The organism is Lysobacter niastensis, assembly GCF_031457115.1.
GTDB classification, from domain to species: Bacteria; Pseudomonadota; Gammaproteobacteria; order Xanthomonadales; family Xanthomonadaceae; genus Lysobacter_J; species Lysobacter_J niastensis_A.
This window is the reverse complement of sequence record NZ_JAVDVY010000004.1, coordinates 70134-86454: the sequence shown is the minus strand read 5'-3', so window position 1 is coordinate 86454 and position 16321 is coordinate 70134. Positions and strand designations below refer to the sequence as shown.

Annotated in this window: 15 protein-coding genes; 14 read left to right on the top strand and 1 reads right to left on the bottom strand. The window is 66.9% G+C overall.

Features of this window, described 5'->3' with window-relative positions:
• Positions 1 to 120: 120 nt before the first annotated feature.
• The 7 genes from fabF (at position 121) to J2X06_RS17300 (ending at position 6756) form a co-directional block, all read left to right on the top strand.
• Positions 121 to 1362: a beta-ketoacyl-ACP synthase II gene (fabF, locus tag J2X06_RS17330; protein ID WP_310064620.1), complete on the top strand. Its 1242-nt coding sequence runs from the start codon at positions 121 to 123 to the stop codon at positions 1360 to 1362.
• A gap of 110 nt (positions 1363 to 1472) precedes the next feature.
• Positions 1473 to 2843, top strand: coding sequence for an aminodeoxychorismate synthase component I (locus J2X06_RS17325; RefSeq protein ID WP_310064618.1), 1371 nt, complete (start codon positions 1473 to 1475; stop codon positions 2841 to 2843).
• The gene (pabC, locus tag J2X06_RS17320; protein ID WP_310064616.1) at positions 2840 to 3661 is read left to right on the top strand and encodes an aminodeoxychorismate lyase; all 822 of its coding nucleotides are present in this window, start codon (positions 2840 to 2842) and stop codon (positions 3659 to 3661) included. The genes J2X06_RS17325 and pabC overlap by 4 nt, the downstream gene beginning before the upstream one ends.
• Positions 3658 to 4773: an endolytic transglycosylase MltG gene (mltG, locus tag J2X06_RS17315; protein WP_310064614.1), complete on the top strand. Its 1116-nt coding sequence runs from the start codon at positions 3658 to 3660 to the stop codon at positions 4771 to 4773. The genes pabC and mltG overlap by 4 nt, the downstream gene beginning before the upstream one ends.
• On the top strand, positions 4770 to 5408 hold the full coding sequence (tmk, locus tag J2X06_RS17310) for a dTMP kinase (protein WP_310064612.1): 639 nt from the start codon (positions 4770 to 4772) through the stop codon (positions 5406 to 5408). Before mltG ends, tmk begins: the two co-directional genes overlap by 4 nt.
• A gap of 2 nt (positions 5409 to 5410) precedes the next feature.
• A complete protein-coding gene (locus J2X06_RS17305; RefSeq protein ID WP_310064772.1) occupies positions 5411 to 6385 on the top strand; it encodes a DNA polymerase III subunit delta' in 975 nt (324 codons plus the stop codon).
• A 5-nt stretch (positions 6386 to 6390) separates the two neighbouring features.
• Entirely contained in the window at positions 6391 to 6756 is a 366-nt protein-coding gene (locus J2X06_RS17300; RefSeq protein WP_310064610.1) for a PilZ domain-containing protein, read from the top strand.
• Positions 6757 to 6871: 115 nt separating this feature from the next.
• Here J2X06_RS17300 and J2X06_RS17295 read toward each other — a convergent pair whose 3' ends face one another.
• Entirely contained in the window at positions 6872 to 8926 is a 2055-nt protein-coding gene (locus tag J2X06_RS17295) for a 3-hydroxyacyl-CoA dehydrogenase NAD-binding domain-containing protein (protein WP_310064607.1), read from the bottom strand.
• A 234-nt stretch (positions 8927 to 9160) separates the two neighbouring features.
• On the opposite strand from J2X06_RS17295, the gene rpoE reads away from it, so the two are divergent.
• The 7 genes from rpoE (at position 9161) to rnc (ending at position 16265) form a co-directional block, all read left to right on the top strand.
• Positions 9161 to 9781, top strand: coding sequence for an RNA polymerase sigma factor RpoE (rpoE, locus tag J2X06_RS17290; protein WP_310064605.1), 621 nt, complete (start codon positions 9161 to 9163; stop codon positions 9779 to 9781).
• Positions 9778 to 10680: a sigma-E factor negative regulatory protein gene (locus tag J2X06_RS17285; protein ID WP_310064604.1), complete on the top strand. Its 903-nt coding sequence runs from the start codon at positions 9778 to 9780 to the stop codon at positions 10678 to 10680. The genes rpoE and J2X06_RS17285 overlap by 4 nt, the downstream gene beginning before the upstream one ends.
• 81 nt (positions 10681 to 10761) lie before the next feature.
• The gene (locus tag J2X06_RS17280) at positions 10762 to 12285 is read left to right on the top strand and encodes a DegQ family serine endoprotease (protein ID WP_310064602.1); all 1524 of its coding nucleotides are present in this window, start codon (positions 10762 to 10764) and stop codon (positions 12283 to 12285) included.
• Between the two features lie 130 nt (positions 12286 to 12415).
• A complete protein-coding gene (lepA, locus tag J2X06_RS17275) occupies positions 12416 to 14209 on the top strand; it encodes a translation elongation factor 4 (protein ID WP_310064600.1) in 1794 nt (597 codons plus the stop codon).
• A gap of 188 nt (positions 14210 to 14397) precedes the next feature.
• Positions 14398 to 15183, top strand: a complete 786-nt coding sequence (lepB, locus tag J2X06_RS17270) for a signal peptidase I (RefSeq protein ID WP_310064599.1) — start codon at positions 14398 to 14400, stop codon at positions 15181 to 15183.
• Positions 15184 to 15229: 46 nt separating this feature from the next.
• Positions 15230 to 15610 carry a DUF4845 domain-containing protein gene (locus tag J2X06_RS17265; RefSeq protein ID WP_310064598.1) on the top strand — a complete coding sequence of 127 codons (381 nt, stop codon included), beginning with the start codon at positions 15230 to 15232 and terminating at the stop codon, positions 15608 to 15610.
• On the top strand, positions 15603 to 16265 hold the full coding sequence (gene rnc, locus J2X06_RS17260; RefSeq protein WP_310064596.1) for a ribonuclease III: 663 nt from the start codon (positions 15603 to 15605) through the stop codon (positions 16263 to 16265). The genes J2X06_RS17265 and rnc overlap by 8 nt, the downstream gene beginning before the upstream one ends.
• The last annotated feature ends 56 nt before the right edge of the window (positions 16266 to 16321 follow it).

Genomic DNA, 16321 nt, shown 5'->3' with positions numbered 1-16321 from the left:
ACGGGAGCGGGTCTTAACGGCCGACGTGCTTCCAGAAAGTCAAACCGGGGCCGCTATTGCGGCCCCGCGTTTTATCGGCCGGCCAGTACGCCGGCGTAGTGTTCGTAGATGGAGTGTTCCATGTCCAATAGCAGGCGTGTAGTCGTCACCGGCCTCGGCATCGTCTCGCCTCTCGGCAACGACCTGGCCAGCAGCTGGGACGGCATCGTCAACGGCCGCTCCGGCATCGGCCCGATCACCCATTTCGACGCCTCCTCCTTCACCACGCGCATTGCCGGTGAAGTACGCAACTTCGACATCACCCAGTGGGTGAACCCGAAGGATGCAAAGAAGATGGAGGAGTTCATCCATTACGGCGTCGCCGCTTCGATGATGGCGATGCAGGATGCGGGCCTCACCGTCGACGAGTCCAACGCCGAGCGCATCGGTGCGCTGATCGGCTCGGGCATCGGCGGCCTGCTCGGCATCGAAGAGCAGACGGTGAAGTACCACGAGGGCGGCCCGCGCAAGGTGTCGCCGTTCTACGTGCCCAGCACCATCATCAACATGCTGCCCGGCCAGGTCTCGCTGCTGACCGGCATCAAGGGCCCCAATTTCTCGGCCGTTTCGGCCTGCGCCACCGCCAACCATTCCATCGGCATGGCGATGCGCATGATCCAGTACGGCGATGCCGACGTCATGGTCGCTGGTGGCGCCGAGCGCGGTTCCTCGCCGACCTCGGTCGCCGGCTTCTGCTCGATGAAGGCGATGTCCACGCGCAACGACGACCCGACCCGCGCTTCGCGTCCGTGGGACAAGGATCGCGACGGCTTCGTGCTCGGCGACGGCGCCGGCATCCTGATCCTGGAAGAGTACGAGCACGCCAAGGCGCGCGGCGCCCGCATTTACTGCGAGCTGGCCGGCTTCGGCGCCAGTTCCGATGCCTTCCACATGACCGCCCCGAGCGAGAACGGCGAAGGTCCGGCGCGCTGCATGGTCGCTGCGATGAAGGACGCCGGCGTCAACGCGCAGGACGTGGGCTACCTCAATGCGCACGGCACGTCGACGCCGCTGGGCGACCTCGCCGAGACGCTGGCGATCAAGCGCGCGTTGGGCGATTACGCGTACAAGACCATGGTCAGCTCGACCAAGTCGATGACCGGCCACCTGCTCGGCGCGGCCGGCGGCGTGGAAGCCATCTTCTCGGTGCTGGCGCTGCATCACGGCATCATTCCTCCGACCATCAACCTGGACCAGCCAGGCGAAGGCTGCGACCTGGACTACGTGCCCAACGTGGCGCGCGAGGCCAAGGTCGACATCGCCGTCTCCAACGGTTTCGGCTTCGGCGGCACCAACGGTACGCTGGTGTTCAAGCGGCTCTGACGGCCGTACAAAGCGATCCCGACGATCCCCGCTGCGGCGGGGATCGTCGTTTGCGGGAACCGCGATTACTTCCAGCCCCGACGATCGCCCGAAACGCGGTCTAATACGCCATGCTCCTGACCCGATCCCTGCCGCTCCCGGTCGACCTGCTGTCATTGCAGCGCCTGTCGCCGCAGCGCTATCCGCTGTTGCTGGAATCCACCGCGCATGGCACCGCACAGGGACGCTGGGACCTGCTGCTGGTCGGCAGCGGACAGTCGCTTCGCCTGGATGCGGATGGCGTCACGCGCGATGCGCAGGGAGTCTCGCTCGACGCGGATTTCTTCACCGCACTGGACCTGGCCTGGCAAGCGCAGCGCGTCGCGCGCGACGAGCCGCGCTGGCCGTTCCGTGGCGGCTGGGCGCTGCTGCTGGGATACGAGGCCGCGGCCCAGGTCGAGCCGGTGTTGAAATTGCCGCACGCGGCCGGTGGCCTGCCGGTGGCACTGGCACTGCGTTGTCCGGCGGCCGTGCTGCGCGATCACACCACCGGCGATTGCGTGGTGGTGGCCGAGCCGCAGCATGAGGCCCTGCAGCGACAGGTGCTGGCCGATGCGGAGGCGGCCGCGCAACTGTCGTCGTTGCCACAATGGCAGCCACCAGTCGCGATCGAGGAAGACCAGCCGCAGCGTTACATCGACGGCGTGCAGCGCGTGCTGGATTACCTGGCCGCGGGCGACGTCTTCCAGGTCAATCTGTCGCGCGGCTGGCGCGCGCGTTTCGATGCGCCGCTGGAGCCGGCGGCATTGTTCCAGCGCCTGCGCGAGAACAACCCGGCACCGTTCGCCGGTGTATTCGCCGGCGAAGACTGGGCGGTCGTCAGCGCCTCGCCCGAACGCCTGGTATCGGTGCGCGGCGACGTGGTCGAAACCCGGCCGATCGCCGGCACGCGGGCGCGTTTCGCTGGCGACGACGATGCCGCGCGCATCCAGGAACTGGTCGGGCATCCGAAAGAGCGTGCCGAACACGTGATGCTGATCGACCTGGAACGCAACGACCTCGGCCGCGTCTGCATGCCGGGAACCGTCGAGGTCGACGAGCTGATGACGGTGGAGAGTTATGCGCATGTGCACCACATCGTCAGCAACGTGCGCGGTCGCCTGCGCTCCGATGCGACGCCGGGGCAGGTGATCCGCGCCGTGTTCCCCGGCGGCACGATCACCGGCTGTCCGAAGGTGCGGTGCATGCAGATCATCGCCGAGCTCGAAGGCGTCGGCCGCGGCGCCTACACCGGCGCGATGGGCTGGCTCAATCGCGACGGCGACCTCGACCTCAACATCCTGATCCGCAGCGCGGAGCTGGAAAGGGATACGGACGAAGGCGACGTGCTGCGTTTCCGCACCGGCGCCGGCATCGTGTTCGACTCGGTGCCCGAGCGCGAGCTCGACGAAACCCGCGCCAAGGCGCGCGGCATGCTGCGCGCGCTGGGAGTGGCCGGGTGACATCGTCGAGCCGCTACTTCGCGGGCAATCGCCGGGTCGACGCGTTGCCCGACCACGATCGCGGGCTGTCTTACGGCGACGGCCTGTTCGAAACCATGCGTGCCTCCCGCGGCGACGTGCCGTGGTGGCCGGCCCATTGGCAGCGGCTTCAGCGCGGTGCGCAGGTATTGGGACTGCTGTTGCCAGACGAGAACCTCGTCCGCGCCGAAGGCAAACGCCTGCTCGAAAGCGGCGACGGCGTACTCAAGCTGATCGTCACCCGGGGCGCTGGGGGACGCGGTTATGCCGCGCCAACCGATGCCGAGCCCCATTGGATCCTGTCGAAGCATCCGTTGCCGCCGCCGGCGCCGGCATCGGGGCTGGCGCTTCGCTGGTGCGACACGCGGCTGGCGCTGCAGCCGGCATTGGCCGGCATCAAGCACTGCAACCGGCTCGAGCAGGTCCTGGCGCGTAGCGAATGGGACGATCCGACTGTGCATGAAGGCTTGCTGCGCAGCACCGATGGCGACGTGGTCAGCGCCACCGCCGCCAACGTGTTCGTCCTGCACAAAGGCGCCTGGAAGACACCGCTGCTCGATCGCTGTGGAATAGCCGGAGTCTGCCGTGAGTGGGCCGTGGCGGCGCTGGATGCCTCGCAGGCGCGCCTGGCTGTGACCGAGGTCGAAGCCGCAGACGCGGTTTTCCTGTGCAATGCCGTGCGGGGTATCCTGCCGGTGGCGCGACTGGACGCGCGCTCATGGCGGCCGCATCCGCAGGTAATGGAACTGCAACGCCTATTGGCCGCCGAGCATCCCGCATTCGGCACGGAGGTTTCGTGAGTCGAAAAACTGGCCGCCGCCTTGGCGGTTTCTTCCTGCTGATCCTGTTGGCCGCGGCCATCGGGGCAGGGCTGCTGTGGCAGCGCTACACCCGCTTTGCCGATGCGCCGATGGCGGGGCTGGAGGAGGGCGACAGCGTGGTGGTGGAGTCCGGCGATTCGCTGCCGATCGTGGTGCGCAAACTCCGCGAGGCCGGCGTAAGCGCGGGCGATCCGGTCGAGTGGCGCGCATTGGCCAGGCAGCTCGGTGCCGCCGGCAAGTTGCAGGTGGGCGAGTACGCACTGCAACCCGGCACCTCGCCGCGCGAACTGCTGATCGCGATGCGCGACGGCAAGGTGATCAGCCATCGCTTCACCATCGTCGAAGGGTGGAACATCCGCGAGCTGCGCGCGGCGCTGGCCAAGGCTGAGTTGCTCGAACACGAAACCGGCGAGCTGGCCGATGCCGCGCTGATGAAAGCGCTGGGGCAACCGGGCCAGCATCCCGAAGGGCGTTTCCTGCCGGAAACCTACCTGTATACCCGCGGCGACAGCGACCTGGACGTGCTCAGGCGCGCGCATGCGGCGATGGACAAGGCGCTGGACGAGGCCTGGCAGCAACGCCGGCCGGACAGCGTGCTGAAGACGCCGGAAGAACTGCTCATCCTGGCCTCGATCGTCGAGAAGGAAACCGGCATCGCCGAGGAGAGGCCGCGCATCGCCGGCTTGTTCGAGCGGCGGCTGCGGATCGGCATGCGTCTGCAGACCGATCCGACCGTGATCTACGGCTTGGGCGTCGGCTACGACGGCAACATCCGCAAGCGCGACCTGCAGACCGACACGCCGTACAACACCTACACGCGCGCGGGCCTGCCGCCGACACCGATCGCGATGCCGGGCCGGGATGCGCTGCAGGCCACGGCGCAACCGGCTCCAGGCGAGGACCTGTTCTTCGTGGCTGTTGGCGATGGCAGCGGCCGTCACCTGTTTGCCCGGACGCTGGCCGAGCATGAAGCCAACGTGCGCAGCTACCTGCAGCGATACCGGCAGGGACAGCAGGTGCGCGCGGCTTCACAGCGCGATGCATCGCAGCGCGAAGCATCGCAAGGCGACTCCTCGCAGGGAACGCAATGACGCTGCGCACGTATCCGCGCTTCATCACGCTCGAAGGTGGCGAGGGCGCCGGCAAGTCGACCGTGCTGTCCGCGCTGCGCGAAGTGCTGCACGAGACCGGCCGTGAAGTGGTCAGCACGCGCGAACCCGGCGGCACGCCGCTGGCCGAACAGATCCGTGGCCTGCTCCTGGACACGCACCACGAGACGCCGACCATCGACACGGAGCTGCTGCTGATGTTCGCGGCACGTGCCCAGCACGTGCGCGAGACGATCCTGCCGGCGCTGGAACGCGGCGCATGGGTGATCAGCGACCGCTTCACCGATGCCAGTTACGCCTATCAGGGAGCGGCACGCGCGGGCGATCCCGTGTTCATCGCCGAACTGGAGCGCCGCGTGGTCGGCATCGCACCGGCGCTGACACTGCTGCTCGATGTGCCCGTGGATATCGGTTTGCAACGGGCGCGTGGACGCGGCGCCGCCGATCGCATCGAGGGCGAGCGCGACGACTTCTTCGAGCGCGTGCGCGAAGGCTACCTGGCGCGCGCCGCAAGCGAGCCTGCGCGCTTCCGCGTGGTCGATGCCACGCAATCGCCGCAGTCGGTCGCCGCCGATGCGGTGGCGCACGTGCGCCGGCTGATCGGGGAGAGTTCATGAGCATGCCGGCCGCCGATTTCGCGCCCTGGCAGCGCCGCGTCTACGACCAGGCGACGGCGGCGCTCGACTCCGGCCGGTTGGGGCACGGCCTGTTGTTCTGCGGCCCGCAGCAACTGGGCAAGCGCGCCGTCGCCGAGCGGCTGGCGCAGCGCCTGCTGTGCCAGCAGCGCGGCGCCACCGGCGAGCCCTGCGGCACGTGCCGGAGCTGCCACCTGCTGGCGGCTGGCACGCATCCGGATTTCCAGGTCATCTCGTTCGTCCTCAACAAGGAGGGCACGCGCCTTCGCACCGAGATCGTCATCGAGCAGATCCGCCGACTGTCCGAACAGATGGCGCTGACGCCGCAATACGGCGGTGCGCAGATCGCGATCATCGAACCAGCCGACGCGATCAACCACGCCGCCTGCAATGCGCTGTTGAAGACGCTCGAGGAGCCGGTACCGGGCCGCTACCTGTGGCTGGTGAGCGCGCATCCGGCGCGCCTGCCGGCTACGATCCGCAGCCGCTGCCAGCGTCTGGAGTTCCGCCTGCCGCCGCAAGCCGAGGCGATGGCCTGGCTGAATGCGCAGGGCCACAGCGCGGCGGCCGTGCGCGAGGCGCTGGATGCGGCACGCGGACACCCTGGCCTGGCACACGAATGGCTGCAGGGCGATGGGCTGAAACTGCGTCGCGAGGTGGCCGCCGACCTGGCCAAGCTCGGCCGCGGCGAGGCTTCAGCGGGCGAGGTCGCGCAGCGCTGGGTCGGCGACGAGGATGCCGCCCTGCGCCTGCGCCATGCTGCGGACCTGGCGGTAGCCGAAGTTGCCGGCTTGACCGACCCGGTGCGAGCGCGCAGTCTGGCCGCATGGTTCGATCAGGCGAACCGGACCCGCGATCTGTTGCGGACCACGGTCCGCGCCGATCTGGCGGTAATCGAATTGTTGTTGGCCTGGCGCGGCGTCGAAGCCGGGCGGATGCACGGGGGGAGCAGGAAATGAATGGCATGGCGACAGCGGGCGGTGGCGGTGGCGCACGGCAGGGCATCCTGTCGCTCGCGATCAAGGACAAGGCGGCGCTGTACAGCGCCTACATGCCATTCGTGCGTCACGGCGGCATCTTCGTCGCCACGCCCAAGCGTTATTTCATCGGCGATGAAGTGTTCCTGCTGCTGACGCTGCCGGAATCGACCGAGCGCCTGCCAGTAGCGGGCAAGGTCGCTTGGGTGACGCCGGTCGGTGCACAGGGCAATCGTCCTGCCGGCATCGGCGTGCAGTTCGCCGACAGCGCCGAAGGCGAGGCAGTGAAAAGCAAGATCGAGACGTTGCTGGCGGGGACGCTGAACGCGGAGCGGGCCACCAGCACCATGTAAACCGGACGTCGAGTTCGGTTAGCCCGTTCTTCGGCTTGCTGATTGTTCCCAAGTCAACGCAACGAAGCCGCCCCATGGGCGGCTTCGTTCATTGGGGGCGCGGCTTGCCTGGAGTTCAGGGCCGAAGTGCGGCCGAATCCCAGCCGGGTCGCGGCGCGAACCGGTCGCCATATCGCGCGTGCAGCAGCTTCAGTCGTGTCAGCAGCGCATCGGCGCCCGCTTCGCGGATGTACTGGATCGGACCGCCGCGGAACGGGGCGAAGCCGGTGCCGAAGATCACGCCGGCATCGAGCAGGTCGGCGTCAGCGACCACCCCGTCGTGCAGGCATGCGACAGCCTCGTTGAGCAGCGGCAGGACCAGGCGGTCTTCCAGGTCGGAAGGCATCTGGTAGTCCTTCGGCAGCTCCGGCTTCACGGCCTTGCCGTTCTCCCACTTGTACAAGCCCTGGCTATCCTTCTTGCCCCGCTTGCCTGGCTCCGGCGGGGTCGACAACGAGGCCGGAATCGGCAGTCCGAGGAAGGGTGCTAGCTCCGCGCCGACGCCAGCGGCGACATCCAGGCCCACCGTATCGATCAGTTCGATCGGCCCCATCGGCATGCCGAACTTCACCGCGGCCTTGTCGATCGCCGGTCCCGGGATGCCTTCGGCGAACGCCGTCGCCGCTTCCAGCATGTACGGGAACAGCACGCGATTGACGAGGAAACCAGGTGTGCCCGCGACCGGCACCGGCAATTTGTCGATGGCCTTGCAGAACGCCGCCAGACGCTGTTCGGTCTGCGGCGCCACGGCGTCGTGACGGATGATTTCCACCAGTGGCATCAGCGCGACCGGGTTGAAGTAGTGCAGCCCGGCGAACTGCGCGGGACGCGCGATGTGCTCGCGCAACTCGGTCAGCGGAATCGAGGAGGTGTTGGTGGTCAACAGGGCATCGGGTTTCATGCGCGGTTCGACCGCCGTGTACAGCTCGCGCTTGGCTTCGGCCTTCTCGATGATCGCCTCGATCACGAGATCGGCCTGCGCCACGCCGTCGCCCGCCAGATCGCTCTTCAAGCGCGCCGCGACTCCGGCACGCTTGGACTCGTCCTTCACCTTTTTGCCGAACAGATCCTGCGCGCGGGTCATCGCGCCATCGATAAAGCGCTGCTCACGGTCCTGCAGGGTGACGTTGAAGCCCTTGTAGGCCGACCAGGCGGCGATGTCGCCGCCCATCACGCCGGCGCCGACCACGTGCACGTTCGCGATGCCGTGATCCTTGCCGCCCATGCCCTTCAGGCGCTCCTGCAGGAAAAACACGCGGATCAGGTTGCGTGCGGTGGGCGTGGAAGCGAGCTTGACCACCGACTTGCGCTCGGCCGACAGTCGCGACTGGATGCCGCCGCCGCTACGGGCCCAGGTATTGATCAGCGCATACGGCGCCGGGTAGTGCTCCTTGCGCGCCTTGCGTGCGACCTGCTTGGTCAGCATCGGCGCGAGCAGCTGGCGTGCGGGCCACACGTTGCTGGCCCAGCCGAGGAAGCGCTGCTTGAAGGGGCGCTTGGCGCCCTTCAATGCGATGGCGCAGGCGGCATCGATCAGGTTCGAGGCATCGACCACCTTGTCCACCAGGCCGTTGGCGCGCGCGGCCGAGGCCGACAGCGTGCGGCCGGTCAGCATCATGTCGAACGCGGCGGGGGCGCCGACCAGAAGCGGCAGGCGCACGCTGCCGCCCCAGCCCGGATAAATGCCCAGCTTCACTTCCGGCAGGCCGATGCGCGTGGACGGATCGTTGCTGGCCACGCGATAACGGCAGGCCAGTGCGATCTCGGTACCGCCGCCCATGCAGAAGCCGTGGATCGCAGCGACGGACGGGCAGGGCAGTTCAGCCAGTCGCTGGAACACCTGCTGGCCGCGGCGGATGGCGTCGCCGACCGTCCCCTTGGCGTCGAAGCTCTGGAATTCCTTGATGTCGGCGCCGGCGATGAAGCCCGTTGCCTTGGCCGAACGCAGCACCAGGCCCTTGGGCGGGTCCAGCGCCAGGCGCTCGAGCAGGGCGTCCAGTTCGATCAGGACGTCCTGGGAGAAAGTGTTGACCGGCGTACCGGCGCGGTCGAAGGACAGCACCAGGATGCCGTCGGGGCGCTGCTCGGTCTGCCAGTGCTGGAAGCGAAGACCGTCGAGGCCTGCGATCATTGCGGGACCATCCGTTCGGGTATGGAATGATCGCTATCATCCCGATGTTGTTTCGGTGCCGTCAAATCCGGGGCTTCAAACCGGGGCGTCAGACCCGCTTTGCACCGATCGCATGACCCCTGGCCGTTGCGCACTCGCAGGTGCGCCCCCATTAATCCACGTGATTGAACTTTCCCCCGACAGGGTTGTCCCATTGTTCGGCCAAGGCCGAGCTGACAGGAGTGCCGGCACGGCATGGCCGAAACGATGTTGCCCAAAGATGTTGAGTTGGACCAGGAACTGGTCAGGCGTGTCCAGCGTGGCGACAGTGCGGCCTTCGATGCCCTGGTGCGCAAGTACCAGCATCGGATCACCGCCCTGATCGGGCGCTACATACCCGACTGGAGCGAATGCCAGGACGTGGCCCAGGAAACCTTCATACGCGCCTACCGGGCGCTGCCGAATTTCCGTGGCGACGCACAGTTCTATACGTGGTTGCACCGTATCGCAGTGAATACCGCAAAAAATTACCTCGTTGCGCAGAACCGCAGGCCGCCCACCGACGATGTCGATGCGGGCGATGCCGAGCAGTTCGATACCGGTACCCGCCTGCGCGACACCGACACGCCCGAGCATGAACTGCTGCGGCAGGAGATCGAACACACCGTGATGCGCGTGGTCGAAACCCTGCCGGAGGAATTGCGGGCCGCGATCACCCTGCGCGAGGTGGACGGCCTGAGCTACGACGAGATCGCGCAGAAAATGGGTTGTCCGATCGGCACCGTGCGTTCGCGGATTTTCCGCGCGCGCGAAGCGATCGATGCAGAACTTCGGCCCTTGCTGGACCACGACGAACGGGAGCGCCCGCACCGATGACGGCGAATACCTACGATAACGATCGCGAGACTCTCAGCGCGCTGTTCGATGGCGAACTGAGCGGCGATGCCTCGCGCTTCGCGCTGAAGAGGCTCAGCCACGACGAGCAGTGGCGCGATGCCTTTGGCCGCTGGCAGCTGTGCGGCGATGTGCTGCGCGGTCAGGCTGCGGCGGTGGCGAGCGGCGATTTCGCCCAGCGCGTGGCGTCGGCCATCGCTCGCGAGCACGCGCCCGCAATGAGCCAGCCTGTGCCCAAGGCGGCGCTGCTCAGCGGACGACGGGGCTGGATCGGCGGGGCGTTGGCGGCGTCGGTCGCGGTAGCCGCCCTGTTCGTGGCGCGCCCGCTCACTAACGGGTCCACCCCCGTGGATGCGACGCAGGCCCAGGTGGCCGAGGCATCGTCCGTGCGATTGAATGCAGCCCCCGAGGTCCCGGCCTCGAAGACGCCTTCGGCGCCCGATCCTTCAGCGCCCAATCCGGCCGTGGACCTGGGTACCGCTGCCGTGGCTGCCGCCGAGGTACCGCGTCGAGCCATCGAGCGGCGCAGCTCGCGCAGCCAGAGCCAGCGCGCGGCATTGCGCGCGAGCGCACGCCGGGAGCCGGCTGCGGTCGCTGTCGCTGCGTCAGCGGCGCCTGCAACAACTACGGGCACAGCGCTCGCCGCAGACGTCCATGCGACGACGGCCAGCGTCGCTGCCAGTGCCAATCCGTTCCAACCGCGGCCCAGTGAAGCCGTCGCGCGACCGTGGCCGCGTGCCGTGCTGCCGCAGTACTCCAGCCAGGGCGGGATCAATGCCAGTTACAGCGGTGCTGATTCACCTTCGTTCTATCCGTTCGAACCGAGCATGCCGCAGGAAGCCACGCAGGCCACCGTCGAACGAAATCCACCGCCGCACTGACGCGGCTGTTGCCCGAACTGCGTGTCGCGTTACGACGCGATGCACCCAACGTTCCCAACAATTGCTTCGAGGCCGATTCCCATGAACCGTCCACTCCGTTCCCTTGCCCTGGTCGGCGCCATTGCCGTGGCGCTTCCGACGGCGTGCACCGCTCAGCAACCCACCGCGCCGATCGCGCCGCCGCCGTCCGCCACGCCGGCGGCTCCGCTCGTCAGCGGACTGCCTGATTTCACTTCGCTGGTGCAGCGCGTTGGACCGGCCGTGGTCAACATCCGCGCCGAGATCGCGCCGCGCAGCGCCGCGCGCGGAACGATGCCGGACGATGAGGAGATTCCCGAGATATTCCGCCGCTTCTTCGGCGACCAGGTGCCGTTCCCCGGCGGCCCGCAGGGCCCACAGGGGCCGCGCGGTCCGCGTGGCGGCGGCACGTCGCTCGGCACCGGGTTCCTGATCTCCGAAGACGGCTACGTACTGACCAATCACCACGTCGTCGAAGGCGCCGACACGGTCAAGGTCATGTTGTCCGATCGCCGCGAGCTTGCCGCCAAGGTGATCGGCAGCGACGAGCAGTCGGATGTCGCCCTGCTCAAGGTCGATGCCAAGGGTCTGCCGTTCCTGCGCATGGCCAAGGCCGAGTCGACCAAGCCCGGACAGTGGGTGATCGCCATCGGCTCGCCGTTCGGCCTGGACCACTCGGTTACCGCCGGCATCGTCAGCGCGGTCGGTCGCGCCAATCCCTATGCCGACCAGCGCTACGTGCCCTTCATCCAGACCGACGTGGCGATCAACCAGGGCAATTCCGGCGGTCCCCTGCTCAACACCGGCGGCGAAGTGGTCGGCATCAATTCGCAGATCTTCAGCAACTCCGGCGGGTACATGGGCGTGAGCTTCGCCATTCCCATCGACGTGGCGATGAATGCGGCCGAGCAGTTGCGCGCAACCGGCAAGGTCAGCCGCGGCCAGTTGGGTGTGGTCGTGCAGCAGCTGAACTCGGACAATGCGCGCGGCTTCGGCGTGCCGGACAGCAACGGCGCGCTGGTCAGCCAGGTGTTGCCGGGCAGCCCGGCCGACAAGGCCGGGATCGAACCCGGTGACGTGATCCGTTCGGTCAATGGCCGGCCGATCGTCCAGTCCAGCGACCTGCCGCCGATGATCGGCGCGATGGCCCCGGGCACCAAGGCCAAGGTCACCGTGTTCCGCGACGGCAAGAACATCGAACGTACGGTGGTGGTCAACGAACTCGACACCGGCTTGACCGCCGGCAACGAGGACGCCCGGCCCGTTCCGGGTGGCATGCCCCAGCGGCCGTCCGCGGGCAACACCCTGGGCATGGTCGCGCAGGACCTCTCGCCCGGCGACCGTCAGCGACTCGGCCTGACCGGGAATGAGGGCGTGCTGATCCGCAATCCGGGTGATGCCGCCGCTGAGGTGGGGTTGCGCCCAGGAGACGTCGTGCTGGCCGTGGGCCGCAATGCCGTCGGCTCGGCCTCGGCGCTGGATCGCGAGCTGGCCGGCGTCAAGCCAGGGCAGACCGTGATGCTGCTGGTGCGTCGCCAGGGCAACACCCAATACGTTGCCGTGACCGCCGAAAGCAAAACCGGCTGACCATACCGGCTGATTCAGTCGCCGGATCCCGGGTGCCTGCCGTTTCGCAGGCGCCCTCCGGTCCGGTTCATGCCGTATGCGATAATCCCACGTTGAATTTCATGGAATCGGCGGACCCGCACCGCCCCGCATGCAGCAGATCAGAAATTTTTCCATCATCGCCCACGTCGACCACGGCAAGTCGACCCTGGCTGACCGCATCATCCAGCTTTGTGGCGGCCTCGAAGCCCGCGAAATGGAAGCGCAGGTGCTCGACTCCAACCCGATCGAGCGCGAGCGCGGCATCACCATCAAGGCCCAGTCCGTGTCGCTGCCGTACAAGGCGCGCGACGGCAAGACCTATTTCCTGAACTTCATCGATACCCCGGGCCATGTCGACTTCAGCTACGAGGTCAGCCGCTCGCTGGCGGCCTGCGAAGGCGCACTGCTGGTGGTTGACGCCGCCCAGGGTGTGGAAGCCCAGTCTGTCGCCAACTGCTACACCGCAGTGGAGCAGGGCCTGGAAGTGGTGCCGATCCTGAACAAGATCGACCTGCCCACGGCCGATATCGAGCGCGCCAAGGCCGAGATCGAGGCAGTGATCGGCATCGATGCCGAGGACGCCGTGGCGATCAGCGCCAAGACGGGCCTCAATATCGAAGAGGTGCTGGAGGCGATCGTCCACCGCATCCCGCCGCCGAAGCCGCGCGATACCGACAAGCTGCAGGCGCTGATCATCGACTCCTGGTTCGACAACTACCTGGGTGTGGTCTCGCTGGTGCGCGTGATGCAGGGCGAGATCAAGCCCGGCGACAAGCTGCTGGTGATGTCCACCGGCCGTACCCACCAGGTCGACAAGGTCGGCGTGTTCACCCCCAAGCGCAAGGACCTGCCCAAGCTCGGCGCGGGCGAAGTGGGCTGGGTCCACGCCTCGATCAAGGACGTGCACGGCGCCCCGGTCGGCGACACGCTGACGCTGGCCGGCGATCCGGCCCCCAAGCCGCTGCCCGGTTTCCAGGAAATGCAGCCGCGCGTGTTCGCCGGCCTGTTCCCGGTCGACGCCGAGGACTACCCGGACCTGCGCGAAGCGCTGGAGAAGCTCCGCCTCAACGACGCCGCGCTGCGCTTCGAGCCGGAAAGCTCCGAGGCGATGGGCTTCGGCTTCCGCTGCGGGTTCCTCGGCATGCTGCACATGGAGATCGTGCAGGAGCGCCTGGAGCGCGAGTACAACCTCAACCTGATCAGCACCGCGCCCACGGTCATCTACGAAGTACTCAAGACCGACGGCACGATCATTCCGATGGACAACCCGGCCAAGTTGCCGCCGGTAAACATGATCGAAGAGGTCCGCGAACCGATCATCCGCGCCAACGTCCTCACGCCACCGGACTACGTCGGCAACGTGATCACGCTGTGCGAGGAGAAGCGCGGCGTGCAGATCGGCATCACCTACATGGGCGGCCAGGTGCAGATCAGCTACGAGCTGCCGATGGCCGAGGTGGTTCTGGATTTCTTCGACAAGCTCAAGTCGGTCAGTCGCGGCTACGCGTCGCTGGACTACCACTTCCTGCGCTTCCAGGCCGGCCCGTTCGTGCGCGTGGACACGCTGATCAACGGCGACAAGGTCGACGCGCTGAGCATCATCACCCACCGCAGCCACGCCGACCGGCGCGGCCGCGACCTGTGCGAGAAGATGAAGGAACTGATCCCGCGGCAGATGTTCGATGTCGCGATCCAGGCCGCCGTCGGCTCGCAGATCATCGCCCGCAGCACGGTCAAGGCGATGCGCAAGAATGTGCTGGCCAAGTGCTACGGCGGCGACATCTCCCGCAAGAAGAAGCTCCTCGAGAAGCAGAAAGAGGGCAAGAAGCGGATGAAGCAGGTCGGGCGCGTGGAAATTCCGCAGGAGGCCTTCCTGGCCGTCCTGCAGACGGGCGACAAGTAACCGTCGGGATGGGGAATCGGGATCAGCAAGGTCTGGCGTCCCCATGCCGGGACCCGCTGTCCATGACGGGCAGCGGATCCCTCGCTATGCTCGCAGCCGCGGGTTGCCGGGAAGCGGCCTGCGCGGACCCGCTTTCCATCCGATCCCGATTCCCGATTCCCTTTTTCTGGCTCTCTTGAGGGGCATGCATGCGTTGGTTTGAGATCGGACTGGTACTGCTGACCGCCTTCACCGGCCTGGTCTGGCTGCTCGACAAGCTGGTGCTGGCCAAGCGCCGCGCCGCGCGCCAGGGGCTGCTCGACGAGGGCAAGGAGCCGATCGTCGTCGATTACTCCAAGGCGTTCTTCCCGGTGCTGGCGATCGTGCTGATCCTGCGCAGCTTCATTGCCGAGCCGTTCCGGATTCCGTCCAACTCGATGATGCCGACGCTGCTGACCGGCGATTTCATCCTGGTCAACAAGTTCCATTACGGCTTGCGCCTGCCGATCACCAACCAGAAGGTCGTGTCCATCGGCGAGCCCCAGCGTGGCGATGTGGTGGTGTTCAAGCCGCCGCACCATCCGGACCAGGACTGGATCAAGCGCGTGGTCGGGCTGCCGGGCGACCGCGTCGCCTACCACGACAACCAGGTATTCCTGAATGGCCAGCCGCTCGCCTACCAGACGCTCGGCGCCTACCAGGGCAAGGGCAATGGCGCGGAGATGACGGGCGCCGAGGAACTGGCCGAGAACCTGCACGGTCGCCGACACAAAGTCCTGGAACGCACCGATCTGCCGTTTATCGATCAGGGAGAAGGCGAATGGGTGGTGCCGCCGGGTCACTATTTCGTGATGGGCGACAATCGCGATAATAGCGAGGACAGTCGATACTGGGGCTTCCTGCCGGAGCAGAACCTGCGCGGCAAGGCGTTCCTGATCTGGATGAACTTCGATGGGGGCATCGACAGTTCGCGGATAGGCAATAGCATTCCGTAATACAGCGCGGTCCGTCATCAATTTGGGGAAGCAGGGGAGCGGTCTTATGAAGCGTTCGCAGAGCGGTATGACCCTGGTCGGGTTCATCATCGTGCTCGCCGTCATCGGTGTCTTCGTCTACATGGGCATGAAGACGATCCCGATGTACTCGGAGTACTACGCGGTGAAGCAGGCACTTAGTGGCCTGGCTTCCGAGCCCGGCATCGTCGAGAAGGATCCGGCCAAGATCAAGGATCTGTTCTTCCGTCGGCTGTACATCAGCTATGCCGACAACATCAAGCCGGAAAACATGAAGGTCCAGCGCAAGGACGCCGGCTACGTGATCACCGTCGACTACGAGGTCCGCAAGCCGCTGATCGCCAACCTCGACGTGGTCGGCAAGTTCAATGCGGTGAAGGAACTGCGTCGCGGCGGCGGCGTTGACTGATCGCATCACCCATCGCTTTGCCCGGGCGGACCTGCTCGCGCAGGCGCTGACCCACAGAAGTGCCGGGGCGCCACACAATGAGCGCCTCGAGTTCCTCGGTGACGCGCTGGTCAACCTGATCGTCGCCGAAACGCTGTACATGCACTGGCCCCAGGCTGACGAGGGCGCGCTGACCCGCGCCCGCGCCGAGCTGGTGCGCGAGTCCGCGCTGGCTCCCATCGCGCGCGCGCTGGAGCTCGGCTCACGGCTTACGCTCGGTCCCGGCGAAATGAAGTCCGGCGGTCATCGCCGCGATTCGATCCTGGCCGATGCACTGGAGGCCGTGGTCGCGGCGATCTACCTGGATGCCGGTTTCGAGGCGTGTCGCGCCGTGGTGCTGCCGTGGTTCGAGGAGGCCATCGCCGCGTTGCCGCCGCCGCACAAGGTCGGCAAGGACGCCAAGACCCGCCTGCAGGAATGGTTGCAGGCCAGGCAAAAGCCACTTCCGGTATACGCCTTGCTGACCGAGAGCGGCGAGGATCATGCCAAGACCTTCCAGGTCACCTGCACGCTGTCGCAGCCACCGCTGGTGACCGACGGCACTGCCGGGTCACGCCGGGCGGCCGAGCAGATCGCCGCCGAGGCTGCGCTGGAGCAGCTCAAGGCGCAGGATTGAAGCCGGGCTCACGGCCGAGGGTTTGACCTGCTGCCTCGCAGGGAGAATTGCACCGA

Bases quoted from the DNA above. Each gene is read 5' to 3' on its own strand.
- fabF (WP_310064620.1), top strand. From the start codon at position 121: ATGTCCAATAGCAGGCGTGTAGTCGTCACCGGCCTCGGCATCGTCTCG.
- J2X06_RS17325 (WP_310064618.1), top strand. From the start codon at position 1,473: ATGCTCCTGACCCGATCCCTGCCGCTCCCGGTCGACCTGCTGTCATTG.
- tmk (WP_310064612.1), top strand. From the start codon at position 4,770: ATGACGCTGCGCACGTATCCGCGCTTCATCACGCTCGAAGGTGGCGAG.
- J2X06_RS17305 (WP_310064772.1), top strand. From the start codon at position 5,411: ATGCCGGCCGCCGATTTCGCGCCCTGGCAGCGCCGCGTCTACGACCAG.
- J2X06_RS17300 (WP_310064610.1), top strand. From the start codon at position 6,391: ATGGCGACAGCGGGCGGTGGCGGTGGCGCACGGCAGGGCATCCTGTCG.
- J2X06_RS17295 (WP_310064607.1), bottom strand. From the start codon at position 8,926: ATGATCGCAGGCCTCGACGGTCTTCGCTTCCAGCACTGGCAGACCGAG.
- rpoE (WP_310064605.1), top strand. From the start codon at position 9,161: ATGGCCGAAACGATGTTGCCCAAAGATGTTGAGTTGGACCAGGAACTG.
- J2X06_RS17285 (WP_310064604.1), top strand. From the start codon at position 9,778: ATGACGGCGAATACCTACGATAACGATCGCGAGACTCTCAGCGCGCTG.
- J2X06_RS17280 (WP_310064602.1), top strand. From the start codon at position 10,762: ATGAACCGTCCACTCCGTTCCCTTGCCCTGGTCGGCGCCATTGCCGTG.
- lepA (WP_310064600.1), top strand. From the start codon at position 12,416: ATGCAGCAGATCAGAAATTTTTCCATCATCGCCCACGTCGACCACGGC.
- lepB (WP_310064599.1), top strand. From the start codon at position 14,398: ATGCGTTGGTTTGAGATCGGACTGGTACTGCTGACCGCCTTCACCGGC.
- J2X06_RS17265 (WP_310064598.1), top strand. From the start codon at position 15,230: ATGAAGCGTTCGCAGAGCGGTATGACCCTGGTCGGGTTCATCATCGTG.